This is a genomic window from Pseudomonas sp. 21, from assembly GCF_000955805.1.
In the GTDB taxonomy this organism is placed as follows: Bacteria; Pseudomonadota; Gammaproteobacteria; order Pseudomonadales; family Pseudomonadaceae; genus Pseudomonas.
In genome coordinates this window covers 302,391-318,091 of the sequence record NZ_JYOA01000008.1, presented here as the reverse complement: position 1 = coordinate 318,091, position 15,701 = coordinate 302,391, and the positions used below count along the sequence as shown (strand labels likewise).

At 68.3% G+C, this 15,701-nt stretch carries 17 protein-coding genes and 1 riboswitch; of the genes, 16 read left to right on the top strand and 1 reads right to left on the bottom strand.

What is annotated here, in order from left to right:
- Positions 1-116 precede the first annotated feature (116 nt).
- Both UB43_RS20655 and UB43_RS20650 read left to right on the top strand, forming a co-directional pair.
- Positions 117-1,268: a murein transglycosylase A gene (locus tag UB43_RS20655; protein ID WP_045214687.1), complete on the top strand. Its 1,152-nt coding sequence runs from the start codon at positions 117-119 to the stop codon at positions 1,266-1,268.
- A gap of 139 nt (positions 1,269-1,407) precedes the next feature.
- Entirely contained in the window at positions 1,408-1,647 is a 240-nt protein-coding gene (locus tag UB43_RS20650; protein WP_045214685.1) for a hypothetical protein, read from the top strand.
- A 5-nt stretch (positions 1,648-1,652) separates the two neighbouring features.
- Here UB43_RS20650 and UB43_RS20645 read toward each other — a convergent pair whose 3' ends face one another.
- A complete protein-coding gene (locus tag UB43_RS20645; protein ID WP_045214683.1) occupies positions 1,653-2,609 on the bottom strand; it encodes an AraC family transcriptional regulator in 957 nt (318 codons plus the stop codon).
- 190 nt (positions 2,610-2,799) lie between these two features.
- On the opposite strand from UB43_RS20645, the gene UB43_RS20640 reads away from it, so the two are divergent.
- The 14 genes from UB43_RS20640 (at position 2,800) to UB43_RS20580 (ending at position 15,700) form a co-directional block, all read left to right on the top strand.
- Positions 2,800-3,711, top strand: a complete 912-nt coding sequence (locus UB43_RS20640) for a bile acid:sodium symporter family protein (protein ID WP_045214681.1) — start codon at positions 2,800-2,802, stop codon at positions 3,709-3,711.
- Positions 3,708-4,451 carry a sulfite exporter TauE/SafE family protein gene (locus UB43_RS20635; RefSeq protein ID WP_045214678.1) on the top strand — a complete coding sequence of 248 codons (744 nt, stop codon included), beginning with the start codon at positions 3,708-3,710 and terminating at the stop codon, positions 4,449-4,451. Before UB43_RS20640 ends, UB43_RS20635 begins: the two co-directional genes overlap by 4 nt.
- Positions 4,448-6,241: an amidohydrolase family protein gene (locus UB43_RS20630; protein WP_045214675.1), complete on the top strand. Its 1,794-nt coding sequence runs from the start codon at positions 4,448-4,450 to the stop codon at positions 6,239-6,241. The genes UB43_RS20635 and UB43_RS20630 overlap by 4 nt, the downstream gene beginning before the upstream one ends.
- 192 nt (positions 6,242-6,433) lie before the next feature.
- Entirely contained in the window at positions 6,434-6,574 is a 141-nt protein-coding gene (locus tag UB43_RS29630; protein WP_156160462.1) for a hypothetical protein, read from the top strand.
- Between the two features lie 124 nt (positions 6,575-6,698).
- The gene (locus UB43_RS20625; protein ID WP_045214673.1) at positions 6,699-7,868 is read left to right on the top strand and encodes an MFS transporter; all 1,170 of its coding nucleotides are present in this window, start codon (positions 6,699-6,701) and stop codon (positions 7,866-7,868) included.
- Between the two features lie 222 nt (positions 7,869-8,090).
- A riboswitch (guanidine-I (ykkC/yxkD leader) is annotated at positions 8,091-8,194 on the top strand.
- 44 nt (positions 8,195-8,238) lie between these two features.
- Positions 8,239-9,246, top strand: a complete 1,008-nt coding sequence (locus tag UB43_RS20620) for an ABC transporter substrate-binding protein (protein WP_256205198.1) — start codon at positions 8,239-8,241, stop codon at positions 9,244-9,246.
- 53 nt (positions 9,247-9,299) lie between these two features.
- Positions 9,300-10,322: a fatty acid desaturase gene (locus UB43_RS20615; RefSeq protein ID WP_045214671.1), complete on the top strand. Its 1,023-nt coding sequence runs from the start codon at positions 9,300-9,302 to the stop codon at positions 10,320-10,322.
- Between the two features lie 2 nt (positions 10,323-10,324).
- A complete protein-coding gene (locus UB43_RS20610; protein ID WP_045214669.1) occupies positions 10,325-11,098 on the top strand; it encodes an SDR family NAD(P)-dependent oxidoreductase in 774 nt (257 codons plus the stop codon).
- Positions 11,098-11,847, top strand: a complete 750-nt coding sequence (locus UB43_RS20605) for an SDR family NAD(P)-dependent oxidoreductase (protein WP_045214666.1) — start codon at positions 11,098-11,100, stop codon at positions 11,845-11,847. Before UB43_RS20610 ends, UB43_RS20605 begins: the two co-directional genes overlap by 1 nt.
- On the top strand, positions 11,847-12,722 hold the full coding sequence (locus UB43_RS20600; RefSeq protein WP_045214663.1) for a DMT family transporter: 876 nt from the start codon (positions 11,847-11,849) through the stop codon (positions 12,720-12,722). Before UB43_RS20605 ends, UB43_RS20600 begins: the two co-directional genes overlap by 1 nt.
- Complete coding sequence (locus UB43_RS20595; RefSeq protein ID WP_045214660.1) at positions 12,719-13,483, top strand: creatininase; 765 nt, start codon at positions 12,719-12,721, stop codon at positions 13,481-13,483. The genes UB43_RS20600 and UB43_RS20595 overlap by 4 nt, the downstream gene beginning before the upstream one ends.
- Positions 13,480-14,118 (top strand): cysteine hydrolase family protein, encoded by a 639-nt coding sequence (locus UB43_RS20590; RefSeq protein WP_256205196.1) that lies wholly within the window; start codon positions 13,480-13,482, stop codon positions 14,116-14,118. The genes UB43_RS20595 and UB43_RS20590 overlap by 4 nt, the downstream gene beginning before the upstream one ends.
- Entirely contained in the window at positions 14,106-14,873 is a 768-nt protein-coding gene (locus tag UB43_RS20585) for a hypothetical protein (protein WP_045214658.1), read from the top strand. The genes UB43_RS20590 and UB43_RS20585 overlap by 13 nt, the downstream gene beginning before the upstream one ends.
- Positions 14,870-15,700, top strand: a complete 831-nt coding sequence (locus UB43_RS20580) for an ABC transporter permease (protein ID WP_045214656.1) — start codon at positions 14,870-14,872, stop codon at positions 15,698-15,700. The genes UB43_RS20585 and UB43_RS20580 overlap by 4 nt, the downstream gene beginning before the upstream one ends.
- Position 15,701: the final 1 nt, after the last annotated feature.

Genomic DNA, 15,701 nt, shown 5'->3' with positions numbered 1-15,701 from the left:
TCTACCGGTCCGCCCGCGGATTCGTTGCAAGGCGTGTAAATCCGACCGATGCGTTTGACGCACGCCCCGCGTCTGCCCAAGCTAGCGGGCTTTCGTTTGCCTGCCAGGACTCGCCCGTGACCGATTCGTCCCGCCACTGGACCCGCCCTCTCCTCGCCACCCTGTGTTTCGCTACCCTGCTTTCAGGCTGCGGCCTGTTCGGCAAAAAGCCCGAAGAAGCCCAGGCGCCCACCTATTCCAAGGCCGACTGGTCGGACCTGCCCCAGACCGCCGACACCGATGTGCTGCAAGGTTTCAGCGCCTGGCGCTCGGCCTGCGCGGTACGCCTGAAGAAGGATGACGTCTGGGCTGCGACCTGCGCTGACGCCGCCAGCGTGCCGGCTTCCGCCCCGGCGATCCGCCAGTTCATGCAGGCGCACCTGCAGCCCTACCAGCTTCGTTCCGCCGAAGGCAGCCGGAACGGCCTGATCACCGGCTACTACGAGCCTGTCTACCGCGGCAGCCAGCAGCGCGACGCCAAGCACACCGTGCCGGTCTACGGCGTGCCGAAGGACCTGATCACCGTGGCGCTGGACAGCGTCTACCCGGAACTCAAGGGCAAGCGCCTGCGCGGCAAGCTCGAAGGCAACACCCTGGTGCCCTATGCCGACGCCGCCGGCATCCGCCGTGATGGGGTCAATGCTCCCGTGCTGGCCTGGCTGCCCGACCCGATGGACCTGCAGTTCCTGCAGATCCAGGGCTCCGGCCGCGTGGAGCTCGCCTCCGGCCGCCAATTGCGCCTGGGCTACGCCGAGCAGAACGGCCGCCCCTACAAGCCGGTGGGCCGCTGGCTGGTGGAACAGGGTGAACTGAGCAAGGAGGAAGTCAGCATGGCGCGCATCCGCGACTGGGCCCGCGCCCACCCGCAGCGCGTCGACGAGCTGCTGGCGAGCAACCCCAGCTACGTGTTCTTCAGCCAGCGCCCGGACAGCAACGAAGGCCCGCGCGGCTCGCTGAACGTGCCGTTGACGCCGGGCTACAGCGTGGCCATTGACCGCAAGGTGATCCCGCTGGGCAGCCTGATGTGGCTTTCCACCACCCGCCCGGACGGCGCACCGGTAGTGCGCCCGGTAGCCGCCCAGGACACCGGTGGCGCCATCGTCGGCGAAGTGCGCGCGGACCTGTTCTGGGGCACCGGTGACGCGGCCGGCGAGCTGGCCGGGCACATGAAGCAGGACGGCCAGCTGTGGCTGCTGTGGCCGAAGGACAAGGCGCTGCCGGGCGTCTGACCTGCGCGTAGGAAAGTAGAGGCAATTCCTACTCATCCTGCAGAGCTCCCTGAATCACCGGCACCACTGCCATTCGGACAATGGTCGGCGAATCCAGCCCCCTGGCTTCACCGACCCTGAACCCGAATGCGGTGCCCCCATGAAGAACAACCAGTCTCCCCTCCGCCCACAGCGCCAGCACCGTGGCTGGCCGCTGGACTACGACGTGCTCTGCTGGATCGGTGCCATCGCCCTGATCCTGCTGTTCTTCGGCGTCGATCAGTTCTTCGTGTCGAAGCTGCCGGGCACTGGCGTCATCGAGCACCAGCGCAGCGTTCCCCAGCGCCTGGACCTGCCCGCCGCCCAGGCGCTGGCAGCGCTGAACCACAACCGCCAGTAGGGGGCTCAGTTTCCCTGGCGGAACTGCCCCGGCGTCATCCCGCTCCAGCGACGGAAGGCCTTGGCGAACGCGCTCTCGTCGGAGAAGCCCAGGCGCTCGGCCACCTCGCTCAATCGCGGGGATTCGCGCAGCAGCTGCTCGGCCATGGCGTGCAACACCTGCTCGCGCAGCAGCTTGAAGCTGGTGCCCTCGTCGGCCAGCTTACGGTTGAGATGGCGCCCGCTGAGTTCCAGCTGATCGGCGACCTTCTCCTTGCCCCAGCGCGGGTTCTGCCGCAGCAGTTGCTGCACGCGCGCGGCGAGGCTCTGTGTGCCCAGGCGTTCCAACTGCGCATCGGCCAGCGCACGCAGGTGCTCGCGCATCAGCGCATTGGCCTGGATCAGCGGCACGTCGAGATCGGCCACGGCAAAGCTCAACGCGTTCTCGGCGCAGGCGAAGTCGGTCGGGCACTCCAGCAACTCGGCATAACGTGAAGGCTCGCCCCGTGCGGCATGGCTCAAGGCCAGGCGCTGCGGCTTGACGCGATCGCCGGTGATCCAGCGGGTCAGGTGCACCAGGCTGGCCAGCGCGGCCTCCACACGCTCCTCGCGGCGCACGACGTAGCTCGGCCGATAGACCAGGCGCACCTGCGTTGCGTCCTGCTCGCGCTGGAACTCGCTGCCCTCGGCGATGATCGGGTAATACTCCAGCAAGGCGTCCAGCGCCTCGCCATAGTGGTCACAGCTCATCAGCAGTGCGCCAACCATGTCCAGGTGCCCGACTTGCAGCGCGCTGCCCAGGCGCAGGCCCAGCAGGGGATCGCCCGAGGCGGCGCAGAGGGTTTCCCAGAAGGCGTCCTGGCGCTGCAACGGGATGCGCGGTTCGAGGCTGGCTGCCTGCAGATCGGCAGGCACCGGCAGCCCCAGGCGCTGGGCGGCCTGCAGGATGCCCTGGGCGTAATGGACGGTAATGGTGTGCGACATGGTCCCGAATTAACCGGTGAAGGTCCCGATTGAGCCGTTACCGGGCGGTAACGCTCCCCTATGCTTGCCAATTACAACGATAAATACAAACAAGAGTCGCCTTGCATGCCCAATCACACCGGAGCCGCGCCCGTGCCGCCGGCTGCAGCTCGTTCGCCATCCCCCACTGTCCGGTTGCGGGAGAACGGCGATGCCTGAAGTCCATCTCGAGTTCTCCGGCGGTTCGATGATCGCGCTGAATGCCATCATCGCCCTGATGATGTTCGGCGTGTCGCTGGAACTGCGCCGCGACGACTTCGCCCGCATCCTGCGCCAGCCCAAGGCGCCGGTGATCGGCATGCTGGTGCAGTTCCTGCTGCTGCCGGCCGCCACCTGCCTGCTGACCATCCTGCTGCCGATAGAGCCGGAACTGGCGCTGGGGATGATCCTGGTGGCCACCTGCCCCAGCGGCACCTTCTCCAACATCATGACCTGGATGGCCCGCGGCAACGTCGCGGTATCGGCCAGCGTCACCGCCGTGTCGGGGCTGAGCGCTGGAATTTTCACGCCGCTGAACTTCGCCCTGTACGCCGGCATCAACCCGGCAACCCGCGACCGCCTCACGCAGATCCACATCGACCCGCTGGAACTGGTCGGTGTGGTGCTACTGGTGCTGATCCTGCCGATGCTGCTGGGCATGGCCCTGGGCAAGCACAAGCCACAGCTCGCGCGGCGCCTGGAGAAACCCATGCGACAGCTGTCGCTGCTGGTGATGCTGGGCTTCGTCGGCATGGCCTTCGCCAAGAACTTCCAGCAGTTCATGGCCTACTTCCACCTGTTCTTCTGGCTGGTGCTGCTGCTCAACGGCACGGCGCTGCTGCTGGGCTATACCTGCGCGCGGCTGTGGAAGCTGCCGGACGCTGATGTGCGCGCCGTCACCCTGGAAAGCGGCATCCACAACTCCGCACTGGGCATGGCGCTGATCCTCACCTTCTTCCCGCAGGCCGGCGGCATGCTGCTGATCGCCGCATTCTGGGGCTGCTGGCAGCTGTTCTCCGGGTTGGTCCTAGCGCAACTCTGGGCGCGCCGCGAGCCTCGCGCCACCGCAGTGACCGCGTCATGAACGCACCCGCCTTCGCCCTGGGCGGCTTCATCCTGCTGGCCTACACGCTGGAAGCCATCACCGGCTTCGGCAGCGTGGTGATCGCCCTGTCCCTCGGTGCGCTGCTGATGCCCATCGAGACGCTGCTGCCGATCCTTGTGCCGCTGAACATCGGCATGACCGGCTACCTGTGCTGGCGTCACCGCCGCCTGATCGATACCCGCCTGCTGCTGCGCACCGTGCTGCCGGGGATGCTCATCGGCATGCTGATCGGCTACCTGCTGCTGCCGCACCTGGACCCGCAACCGCTCAAGCGCGGGCTGGGCGTGCTGATCCTCTGGTTCGCCGGCCGTGAGCTGTGGCGCCTGCGCGCCAGTGCCCCGGAGCGTGGCAGAACGCCGAACTGGGTGGTGCGCCTGGCCACCGGTGCCGCCGGGGTCTGCCATGGCCTGTTCGCTTCCGGCGGGCCGCTGCTGGTCTACGCGCTCTCGACCCGCCCGCTGGACAAGACCCGCCTGCGCGCCACCCTGGTCTGCGTCTGGTTCACCCTCAACGGCCTGCTGACCCTGGCCTTCCTCCTCGACGGTCGCCTGCGCCCGGCGCTGCCCCAGGTGCTCGCCTACGCGCCCTTGCTGCTGCTCGGCGTGTGGCTGGGTGAACGCCTGCACCAGCGCTTCGAGGAACACCATTTCCGCCTCGCCATCCACTGCCTGCTGCTGGTCAGCGGCGTCCTGCTGCTGTCGCCCTGGAGTCTCCTGTGAGCTACGACATCATCATCAAGAACGGCCTCTACTTCGACGGCAGCGACGCCCCCGGCAGCCTGCGCCACGTCGGCATCAAGGATGGACGTATCGACACCCTGAGCGTCAGCCCGCTGGACGAAAGCGACTGCCCAGAGGTGATCGACGCCAGCGGCCGCTGGGTCACCCCGGGCTTCCTGGAAGTCCACTCGCACTACGACGCCGAGGCCATCGCCGCCCCGGCGTTGAAGGAATCGGTGCGCCATGGCGTGACCACCGTCTCCGTCGGTTCCTGCTCCATCAGCATGGTGCTGGGCGAGGCCGAGGACTGCTCGGACCTGTTCACCCGTGTCGAAGCCGTGCCGCGCGAGCAGGTGCTGCCGATCCTGCGCGACAAGCGCACCTGGAAGGACGCCAAGGGCTATCGCGCCTTCTACGACCAGCAGCCGCTGGGGCCGAACCTCTGCTCCTTCCTTGGCCACTCCGAGCTGCGCGTGACAGTCATGGGGCTGGAGCGCGCCATCAGCGGCGCCAAGCCCACCGAAGCTGAGCTGCAACGCATGGAAGAGCTGCTGGAGCAGGCGCTGGACGCCGGCTGCTTCGGCCTCTCGGTGATGACCACGCGCCTGGACAAGATGGACGGCGACCGCGCCTGGTCCAGCCCGCTGCCCTCCACCTTCGCCAGCTGGAAGGAATTCTCCCGCCTGTTCGCCGTGCTGCGCCGGCGCAACGCCCTGATGCAGGGCGCGCCCAACGCGGTCACCAAGATCAACGTGTTCGCCTTCCTCTACCAGGCCCACGGCTGGTTCCGCCGACCGCTCAAGTGCTCGATGCTCACCGCGCTGGACCTCAAGTCCCAGCCGTTCATGCACCGCATTACCCGCGCCTCCGGCTGGGTCGCCAACCGCCTGCTGCGCGGCCGCTACCGCTGGCAGACGCTGCCCGCCCCCTTCGTCGTACGTATCGAGGGGCTGAACATGAACGGCTTCGAGGAGTTCGGCGCCGGCGAAGTGCTGCGCGACATCAAAGACCCGGAAGAGCTCTACACGCGCATCCAGGACCCGGCCTTCCGCGAGCGCTTCAAGAAGGACATCAAGGCCACCCTGAGCCTCGGCCTGTGGCATCGCAACCTGTCCGACTGCTGGGTGCGCGAGTGCCCGGACGCATCGCTGGTCGGGCGCAACTTCGAGGACATCGGCCGCGAGCGCGGACTCGACCCGGTGGACGCCTTCTTCGAGCTGGCGGGCCAGTATCGCAACGAACTCAAATGGACGACCTGCTACGGCAACCACCGCCCGCAGATCATGGGCAAGCTGCTGGCCAGCCCCTGGACTCAACCGGGCTTCGCCGATTCCGGCGCGCACCTGGCTTCCCACGCGCAGTACAACTTTCCGCTGCGCATGCTCAAGTACGTGCGCGATGCCGAACTGGCCGGCGAAAGCTTCATGGACGTCGGTCGCGCGGTGCACCGCCTGACGGGCGAACTCGCCGACTTCGCCGGGATCGACGCCGGCTATATCCGCGTTGGCGACCGCGCCGATCTGGTGGTGGTCAACCCGACCGGGCTGACCGACGAGCTGGACGAAGTCTGCGAGGCACCGATGGAAGTGATAGGCCTGACGCGGCTGGTGAAGCGCAACGACGATGCGGTGGACGCCACCTTGATCAATGGTCGCGTGGCGTATCGGCGTGAAAGCGGTTTCCCCGAAGCGCTGGGCAAGGAGCGCGTGTTCGGCACCTTCCTGCCGGGGCGCGATGTGCTGAGCCGGCCGCAGGAGGTGCCGGCGGGCAGCCCGGTTTACGGTCGGTAAGATCGGTGTCGCTGGTGGTTCGCGAGCAAGCTCGCTCCTACACGGAGCGCGTGCTCTTCGTAGGAGCGAGCTTGCTCGCGAACCCGATTGACGCCAGCCCCACCGAATAACCGTGCGGCCGGCCGAGATTGACGCCCTGCCGCGCACTCACTAGAGTGCGCGCTTTCCTACATCCTACGCTGCACCCGCATCATGACCCCGTTCTGCCGCTTCGCCGATCCGTCCCTCGCCCTGCTGCGGGAGCCTCCGCGCGTGCGCAAGGTCGATGCCGTGCTGAACCTGCGTCGCAGCGTCCTCTTCGCCTTCACCTTCTCCCCGCCCACCGGCCACTGAGCCGGATACCGCGCGCCCTCGCGCCGGTCATTCCGCATTTCGACTCCGCCCACCGGTGAATCCCGGCGGGCTCGTTTGCATTTGCAGCCCTGCCGCTGGAGCGCCAGGGCAAGAGAAGGTTTCCATGAATACCCCGACCACCCTCAACAAACCCTTGCTGGCGGTGCTGCTGTTCGCCGTCTCCATCGTCGGCCTGAGCCTGGGCGCGACGCTGCCGCTGGTGGCGCTGCGCTTGCTGGAGAACGGCGCCAGCGCCTTGCAGATCGGCATTCTTTCCGCTGTTCCGGCGGCGGGCATGATCCTCGCCGCCACCCTGGTCGACCGCGCCTGCCAGCTGATGAGCCGGCGCCGCCTGTACCTGCTGTGCTTCGTGTTGTGCACTGCCAGTACCCTCGCCATCGAGTTCAGCAGCCATTCCCTCTGGGCGCTGGCCGCTGCGCGTCTGGCACTGGGCGTCGGCATGGGCATCGCGATCATCCTCGGCGAGGCCTGGGTCAACGAGCTGTGCGGCGAGAAGAATCGCGGCACCATCGTTGCCCTCTATGCCACCAGCTTCACCGCCTTCCAGTTGCTCGGCCCGACCCTGGTGGCACTGCTCGGCGCGCAGACGCCGTGGGTGGTGCTGCTGGTCAGCGCCGGGCACCTGGTCGCCCTGGCCACCGTGGCCTTCGCCATGCCTGAGGAAGGCATCCACGAACACGTCGAGGAGCCGCGCAGCTTCTCCCTGGCCGGCTTCCTGCGGGTTGCCCCGGCGCTGTGCATGGGCGTGCTGTTCTTCTCCTTCTTCGACAGCGTGGTGCTCTCGCTCTTCCCGGTCTACGCCTCCAGCCACGGCTACGCGGTGGGTATCGCCGCGTTCATGGCAACGGTGATCCTGCTCGGCGACATGATCTGCCAGTTGCCGCTGGGCTGGCTCTCCGACCGCCTCGACCGCCCCGCCCTGCACCTCGGCTGCGGCGTCGCGGCGATGCTGATCGGCCTCGCCCTGCCCTGGCTGATCGGCCAGCCGTCGCTTCTGTGGCCGGCGCTGATGCTGCTCGGCGCCGTGGCCGGCGGGGTCTATACCCTGGCCCTGGTACTGATCGGCCAGCGTTTCCGCGGCCGCGACCTGGTCACCGCCAACGCCGCCGCCGGCATGCTCTGGGGCGTCGGCAGCCTGCTCGGGCCGCTGCTCAGCGGCAGCCTGATGGACCTCGGCCCGCAGGGCGTGCCGGTGGCACTGGCGCTCGCCGCCGGGCTATTCGTGGCCACCGCTGCCGCCTCGCTGCGCCGCACCGCCCTGCGCACCGCCTGATGCCTCAATAGAAGGCAAGGCGCATCGACTTGGTGCCGGCGCCGTCGCGCCGGCACCCGCCCTGTCTCGGGCATTTTCGCTAAGCGTTTGAAATTCCCCGTGCTTTTGCCTCGGAAGGAAAACTGGCATTTCAATTGCTCTGTCCCCTGCAACGGGATGCATCACCCACGGCAAGGTAGCCACCGGGTGGGCGAACGCTGCAAGGCACACACTGGAGTTGCACCACAGGCGAACTAGGGTTCCGGTCCTCTGCACGAGGATGTCTGGTCCGAGAGTTTTCCGGCCCTAGGGACAGGGCTACACGGCGGGAGAAAAGCCCGGGAGACGTGATGTCATCCCGTGCCGATTTCCAACCGTTAGGAGCAATGCCATGACCATGCCGCTTTCCCTGCGTTCCCTGCGCAAGACCCTGCTCGGTGCCTGTCTGCTTGCTGCCGCCGGGGTCGTGCCGCTGACTCTGCAAGCCGCCGAGAAGCTCAAGATCGGCACCGTCGTCTGGGCCGGCTACGCGCCCTTCTACGTCGCCGACAAGCTCGACCTCTACAAGCCCCACGGCCTCAAGGTGGAGCTGCAGTTCTTCAACGATCCGGCCCTGATCCCCACCGCCATGACCGGCGGCGCGCTGGATGGCGGCATGCTCACCTACGACCAGGTGGTCGGCGGCGTCGCCAAGGGCCAGCCGTACCGCGTGGTGATGCCCATCGACTTCTCCAACGGCGGCGACGCCATCGTCGCCGACAAGTCGATCAAGTCGGTCGCCGACTTCAAGGGCAAGAAGATCGGCTTCAACCCGCTGTCGCCCTCCGACTTCCTGCTCGCCTACGCGCTCAAGAGCCACGGCCTGAGCGACAAGGACGTCAGCCCGGTGAACATGACGCCCGAAGGCATCCCCGGCGCCATGGCCTCGGGCAGCCTGCCGGTGGGCGTGACCTACGAACCCAACGTCTCGCAGATTCTCGGCATGCCGGGCGACAAGTTCCACGTCGTGTATTCGTCGAAGGACGCACCGGGCCTGATCACCGACGTGCTGGTGTTCAACCAGGAGGTGATCGGCAAACGCCAGAAAGCGATCACCGCGATGATCCAGGGCTACGCCGACGGCCTCGCCTACATGAAGGCGCACCCGGACGAATCCGCCGACATCATCGGCAAGGTACTGGGCGTCAGCGCCGCCGAGGCCAGGGAGCAGATGGCCGGGGTCTACAACATCCCGCTGGCGGAAATGAGCAAGAACTTCGAGAAGTCCGATGCCACCAGCTCCTTCTTCGGCAGCGGCGCGGTCATCGCCCAGTTGCTCAAGGACAACAGCCAGATCCCGGCGATCCCCGACCTCGCCCAGACCTTCGACGCGCAATTCGTCCAGGCCCTCGCCCAGTAAGACGCTCAGCCACCGCTCCCGCCAGGACGGCGGGAGCGCTCACGGAGGTATCCATGTCCGCGTCCCTGTACCGCTACGCCGATGGCCGGCTGCCCAACAGCCTGGCCCTGGCCTATGCCTTTGGCGGCTATGCCGCCGGCTTTGCCCTGCTGTTCGCCGACAACTGGCTCCTCAACGCCGCCGGCACCCTGCTGCTGGGCCACGCGATGATCGTCGCGGCCTACCTGATCCACGAATTCGCCCACGGCACCATCTTCGCCAAGCCGGCGCACAACACCTGGGCCGGCGAGGCCTGCAGCTGGCTCTGTGGCAGTTGCTACGCCGGCTTCCAGGACCTGCGCCGCAAGCACATGCGCCACCACGTCGACCGCGCCGACGTGATCACCTTCGACACCAAGGCCTTCCTCGCCCGCTGCCCGCGCTGGGCGCGCGGCCTGGTACTGGCTGCGGAATGGGCCTACGTGCCGGCGGTGGAGCTGATCATGCATTACTACGTGATCCTGCTGCCCTTCATCACCGACAACCCGCGCCACCGCGCCAACCGCCGCCGCGTGGCGCTGACCCTGCTGGTACGCGGTGCACTGTTCGCCCTGGTGGCGGCGGTTTCGCTGAAGGCGCTGCTGCTGTACTTCGTCGCCTGGACGCTGATGATCATCGTGCTGCGCTTCACCGACGCCTACCAGCACACCTACGACGCCTTCGCGGTACTGGAGGACGGCGGCAAGATCCCCGACGACAAGTCCCGCGACCGCACCTACGAGCAGATGAATACCTACAGCAACGTGGTCTCGGTGCGCTGGCCGGTGCTCGACCTGCTGTTGCTCAACTTCGCGTACCACAACGCCCACCACGAGAAACCCGTGGCGCCCTGGTACCGCCTGCGCAAGCTGCACCACGAGCTGTACGGCGACGGCTACGCCCAGGTGCTGCCGATGCACCTGCTGTTCAAGGGCTTCCACCGGCACCGCTTGCGCCGCGTGGTGGACGACCACTACGGCGAGGTGGCGCCCAAGGGCAAGGACCGCGCCGACGGCTTCTACGGCGCCGTGGGCGTCTCCTTCCTGACGGCGGTCTGAGCATGATCGACTACCGGGACAAACGCGTACTCATCACCGGTGCCGGAAGCGGCATCGGCAAGGGACTGGCACGGGCATTTGCGGTACAGGGGGCGACGCTGGAACTGGTCGACCGCAACGCAGAGGCACTGCAAGACGTGGCGGCCGAGCTGGCAGCTCTCTGCGAGGTACGCTGCGCCACCCTCGACCTGGGTGACGGCGACGCCATCGCCGCCTTTGCCGACAACCGCCAGGGCGCTGCGCTGGACGTGCTGATCAACAACGCCGGCGTCGAGTACGCCACGCCGCTGGACGACCCGGATGGCGAAGCGGACAGCCGCTGGCAGGCGTTGCTGGACAACAACGTCGCCTCGATGCTGCGGCTGACCCGCGCCCTACTGCCCAATCTCAAGGCCGGCAGCAGCGTGATCAACCAGGCCTCTATCTGGGGCCTGAAGGGCGTACCGGGCTTTTCCGCCTATGTCGCCAGCAAGCACGCGGTGATCGGCCTGACCCGCTCGCTGGCGTGGGAGCTGGGGCCACGGCGCATCCGCGTCAACGCCGTGTGCCCCGGCTGGATCGCCACCGAGGCGGCCATGCGCTCGCTCGCGGTGATGGCCGCCGCCAATGGGCGCAGCGAAACCGAGGAACTGGCGCAGATACTCGCCGCCCAGGCAGTGCCCGAACTGCTGACGCCGGCTGACCTGGCCGGCACCTTCCTGTTCCTCGGCAGCCCGCTGGCCACCGCCCTCACCGGCCAGGCGCTGTCGGTCAGCCATGGCGAGGTGATGCACTGATGAAACCTCTTGCAGGACAGACCGCGCTGGTCACCGGCGCCACCCAGGGCATCGGCCGCGCCACCGCCCTGGCGCTGGCGGGAGCCGGTGCGACGGTATGGATCAACCATCTCGACCAAGCCGAAGCCGCCACCGCGCTGGTGGCGCGCATCGCCGCCTCGGGCGGGCGGGCCTACGCGGTTCAGGCCGACGTTGCCGCACCGCAGCAGGTCGAGGAGATGTTCGCCCGCGTGCTTGCCGAGGGCGACCTGCACATCCTGGTGAACAACGCCGGGATCATCCTGGAGAAGCCCTTCCTGGACACCAGCGAGGACGACTGGGCCACGCTGCTCGGCGTCGACCTCACGGCGGTCTATCGCTGCTGCCGTCATGCCCTGGCGCACATGCAGGCGCGCGGGGACGGCTGCGTGGTCAATATTGCCTCGGAACTTGGCCAGCTCGGCCGCGAGCGTTACGCCGCCTATTGCGCGGCCAAGGCCGGGGTGATCGGCCTGACCAAGGCGCTGGCCCGCGAATTCGCCCCGCACATCCGCATCAACGGCGTGGCGCCGGGGCCGGTAGACACGCCGATGGTTTCGGTGGAGCACATGAGCGAGGCGATGATCGCCCGCGAAACGGCGATTCCCGCCGGGCGCCTGGGCAAGCCCGAGGAAATTGCGGCGGCCGTGCTGTTCCTCGTCTCGCCCGAGGCCAGTTTCTTCCATGGCCAGATGCTCGGCGCCAACGGCGGCGCCTGGATGGGCGCCTGATGCGCGCGGAAATCGTCCTGCTGCTGGGTGCCGCCCTCTGGGGCCTGGGCTGGATGCCCCTGGCGCACTTTGCCGGCCAGGGCCTTTCGGGCATGCCGCTGGTGCTCTGCACCTACGGGCTGCTCTGCGCGCTGGCCGTACCGCTGGTGCTGAGCCAGCGCCGGCAGTGGTGGCGGCAACGCGGCGCCCTGCTGGCCATCGGCGTGTTCGGCGGCTGGGCGACGGCCGGGCTGGTGGCGGCGCTGTCCGAAGGCGACGTGGTGCGCGCCATGCTGCTGTTCTACCTGGCGCCGGTCTGGGGCCTGCTCGGCGGTCGGCTGCTGTTCGGCGAACGCCTGACGCCTTCGCGGCTCGGCGCCCTCGCACTGGCCATGCTCGGCATCGCCCTGACCCTCGGCATCAGCCGGGAGACCTTCCGCCCGCCGACCGCCAGTGACTGGCTGGCGCTCTCCGCCGGTTTCGCCTTCGCCCTCAACAACCTGGCCACCCGCGCCGCCGAGCAGGTGCCACTGGCCAGCAAGGCGGTAGTCGGCTTCATCGGCAGCGCCGCGCTGGGTGGCCTGTTCTGCCTGCTGCAAGGCACGCCGCTGCCCGTCATCGAGACTCATCAATGGCTGCAGCTGGCCGGCTTCGGCCTGTTCTGGCTGGCCGCCATGGGCGCCGCGCAATACGGCTTCAGCCACGTCGAAGCGAGCCGCGCCGCGGTGCTGGTGGTGATCGAGCTGCTGGTCGCGGTGCTCACCGCCGCCTGGTTCGGCGACCGCGAGCTGGGCCTGCGCGAATGGCTCGGCGGCTCCCTGGTTCTGGCGGCGGCACTGATCGCCGCGCGCCCTTCTCCTGACCTTTCCCCCACTCTCTGCGAGGCCGAAACATGACTGTCCGCATGGACCAGCTCAGCTGGGTCGAATACGCGCGCCGGGTGCGCGAGCAATCCCCCATGGTCTTCCTGCCCTGTGGCGCCACCGAGCAGCACGGCCCGCATCTGCCGCTGGGCACCGACGCGCTGCTGGCCAGCGCGCTGTGCGAGGACGTCGCCCGCCAGGTCGACGGGCTGGTCGCGCCCGCCCTCTCCTACGGCTACAAGTCCCAACCCAAATGCGGCGGCGGCCAGCATTTCTGCGGCACCACCAGCCTCGACGGGCAGACCCTGATCGCCCTGGTGCGCGACGCCGTGCGCGAGTTCGCCCGCCACGGCGTCACCCGCCTGGTGCTGGTTGACGGGCACTACGAGAACCAGTGGTTCGTCACCGAGGGCATCCAGCTCGCGCTGCGCGAACTGGGGCCTTCCAGCCCGCTGGAAGTGATGCGTCTGGAGCACTGGGACTTTTGCAGCGAAGCCACGCTGAACGACGTATTCCCCGACGGCTTCCCCGGCTTCGCCCTGGAGCACGCGGCGGTGATCGAGACTTCGCTGATGCTGCACTACCTGCCCAACCTCGTGCGCCTGGACCTGATCCCCGACGACGGCCCCGCCGACTTCCCGCCCTACGACATGTACCCCAGCCGCACCGAATGGGTGCCGCCCTCGGGCGTGCTCTCCTCGGCGCGCGGCTCCAGCGCCGACAAGGGCCTGCGCATGGCCCGCGACATCGTCGGCGGCATCGCCCAGGCCGTGCGCAAGGAGTTCCGCCTGTGAGCACCGCCCTGATCGTCATCGACATGCAGCGCGACTTCTGCGCCCCCGGCGGCTACGCCGACCAGGCCGGGTTGGACATCGATCGCCTGCGCGCGCCGATCCCGGCCATTTCCCGCCTGCTGGACAGCGCCCGTGCCCTGGGCCTGCTGGTGGTGCATACCCGCGAAGGCCACCGCGCCGATCTCAGCGACCTGCACGCCAGCAAGCGCCACCGCGCCGAGTTCGCCGGTGCGCCGATCGGCCACCAGGGCCCGCTGGGCCGCCTGCTGGTGCGCGGCGAGTACGGCCACGACCTGATCGATGAACTGCGCCCCCTGCCCGGCGAACCGGTGGTAGACAAACCCGGCTACAGTGCCTTCGCCTACACCGACCTGGATCTGTTGCTGCGCCGCCGCGGCATCGGCCACCTGGTGCTCTGCGGCGTCACCACCGAAGTCTGCGTATCCTCCACCCTGCGCGCAGCGGTGGAGCTGGGCTACGCCTGCACAGTGGCCGGCGATGCCTGCGGCTCGCCGAGCGCCGAGTTGCACGCCGCCGCCCTGGCCATGGTCGAGGTGGAAGGCGGCCTGTTCGGCAGGGTGCTGGACAGCGGGAGCGTACTCGTCGAATGGGAGGAAAACGCATGCCTGGCCTGAACATTCCCGCGGTACCGCCCGCCTACCTCGGCGTCTGGCAGCGCACCCTGCTGACCACCACCGCGGGCACCCGCGACACCAGCACCCGTGTCTTCTGGCTGCAGACCGAGCGTCTGTTCGCCGACCTGCGCATCCCCCTGCCGGCGCCGCAATCATCCGCCGAGCTGGCCACCCAGGCGGGATTTGCCGGCATCACCGAGATCAGCGGCGAGATTTGCCAGTGGCATCGCGCCATCGACTTCCAGCCACCCAACGGCGGCAAGGACATCGGCCGCATGCACTTCGTGAACACCGAAAAGGTCCTCGAAGACGGCCTGGACGGCAGCTACCACGAAGTCTGGGAGCGCCTGCCGGAGTCTCTCGGGCGCAACCGTGGCGTATGGCTGAGCGCCGCCGATGGCCGCCAGGGCTGCCTGCTGCTGGCCGGCGACTGCTTCCTGTTCGCCGCCGGGCGCCGACTGCCGCTGCCGCACGCGCAATCGCTTGCCGCGCTGTTCGATCGCGACCACCCCGAACGGCTGGATTTCGAGCTGAGCTTCGGCCGCCACCAGGGCGGCGTAGCGCCCTGGCGCATCGAACTCAGCACCCTGCCGGCGCGCATCGGTGCCCGGCTGCTGCCTGCCGCCGCCGATCCCGACCACCCCGCCTTGCTGAGTGACGCCAAGTGGCTCGCCAGCCTGGGCGCCACGCCACCCACCGGTGGCTGGCAACCCTACGAGCAGCCCTTGTTCCCCGATGAGGAGGTGACGCCATGACCGCCCACCAGCCCCTGCCCCGGCCCGTCGCGCAGCCCGCCCGCCAGCGCTGGTGGGTGATCCGTGGCGAGCTGCCACGCAGCGCCATCTGGACCCTGGCTGCCGCCGGCCTGCTGCTGCCCTTGCTGCTCTGGTGGGCCTACAGCGCCGCCGGGCTGGCCAACCCGATGTTCTTCCCCGGCCCGGACGCCGTGCTCAAGCGCATCGGCCACTGGTGGAGCGACGAGGGCCTGCTGGGCGACATCGCCATCAGCGTCTACCGGGTCATGGCCGGCTTCCTCGCTTCGGCGGTGATCGCCCTGCCGCTGGGCCTGTACATCGGCACCTACCGCCCGGTGCAGGCGTTCCTCGAACCGCTCACCGACTTCATCCGCTACATGCCGGCGGTGGCGTTCATCCCGCTGGTGATGCTCTGGGTCGGCATCGACGAAGGCTCCAAGGTGCTGATCATCTTCATCGGCACCTTCTTCCAGATGGTCCTGATGGTCGCCGAGGACGTGCGCCGCGTGCCCATGGCGCAGATCGAGGCGGCGCAGACCATGGGCGCCAACCGCACGGAGATCATCAAGCTGGTGGTGCTGCCCTCGGCCCGCCCGGCACTGCTGGACACCCTGCGCATCACCTGCGGCTGGGCCTGGACCTACCTGGTGGTGGCCGAACTGGTCGCCGCCAACTCCGGCCTGGGCTACGCCATCCTGCGCGCCCAGCGCTACATGCAGACCGACAAGATCTTCGCCGGCATCCTGCTGATCGGCGTCATCGGCCTGCTCACCGACCAGGCGTTCCGCTGGCTCGGCCGAGTGGCCTTTCCCTGGATGAAGAGGTAAG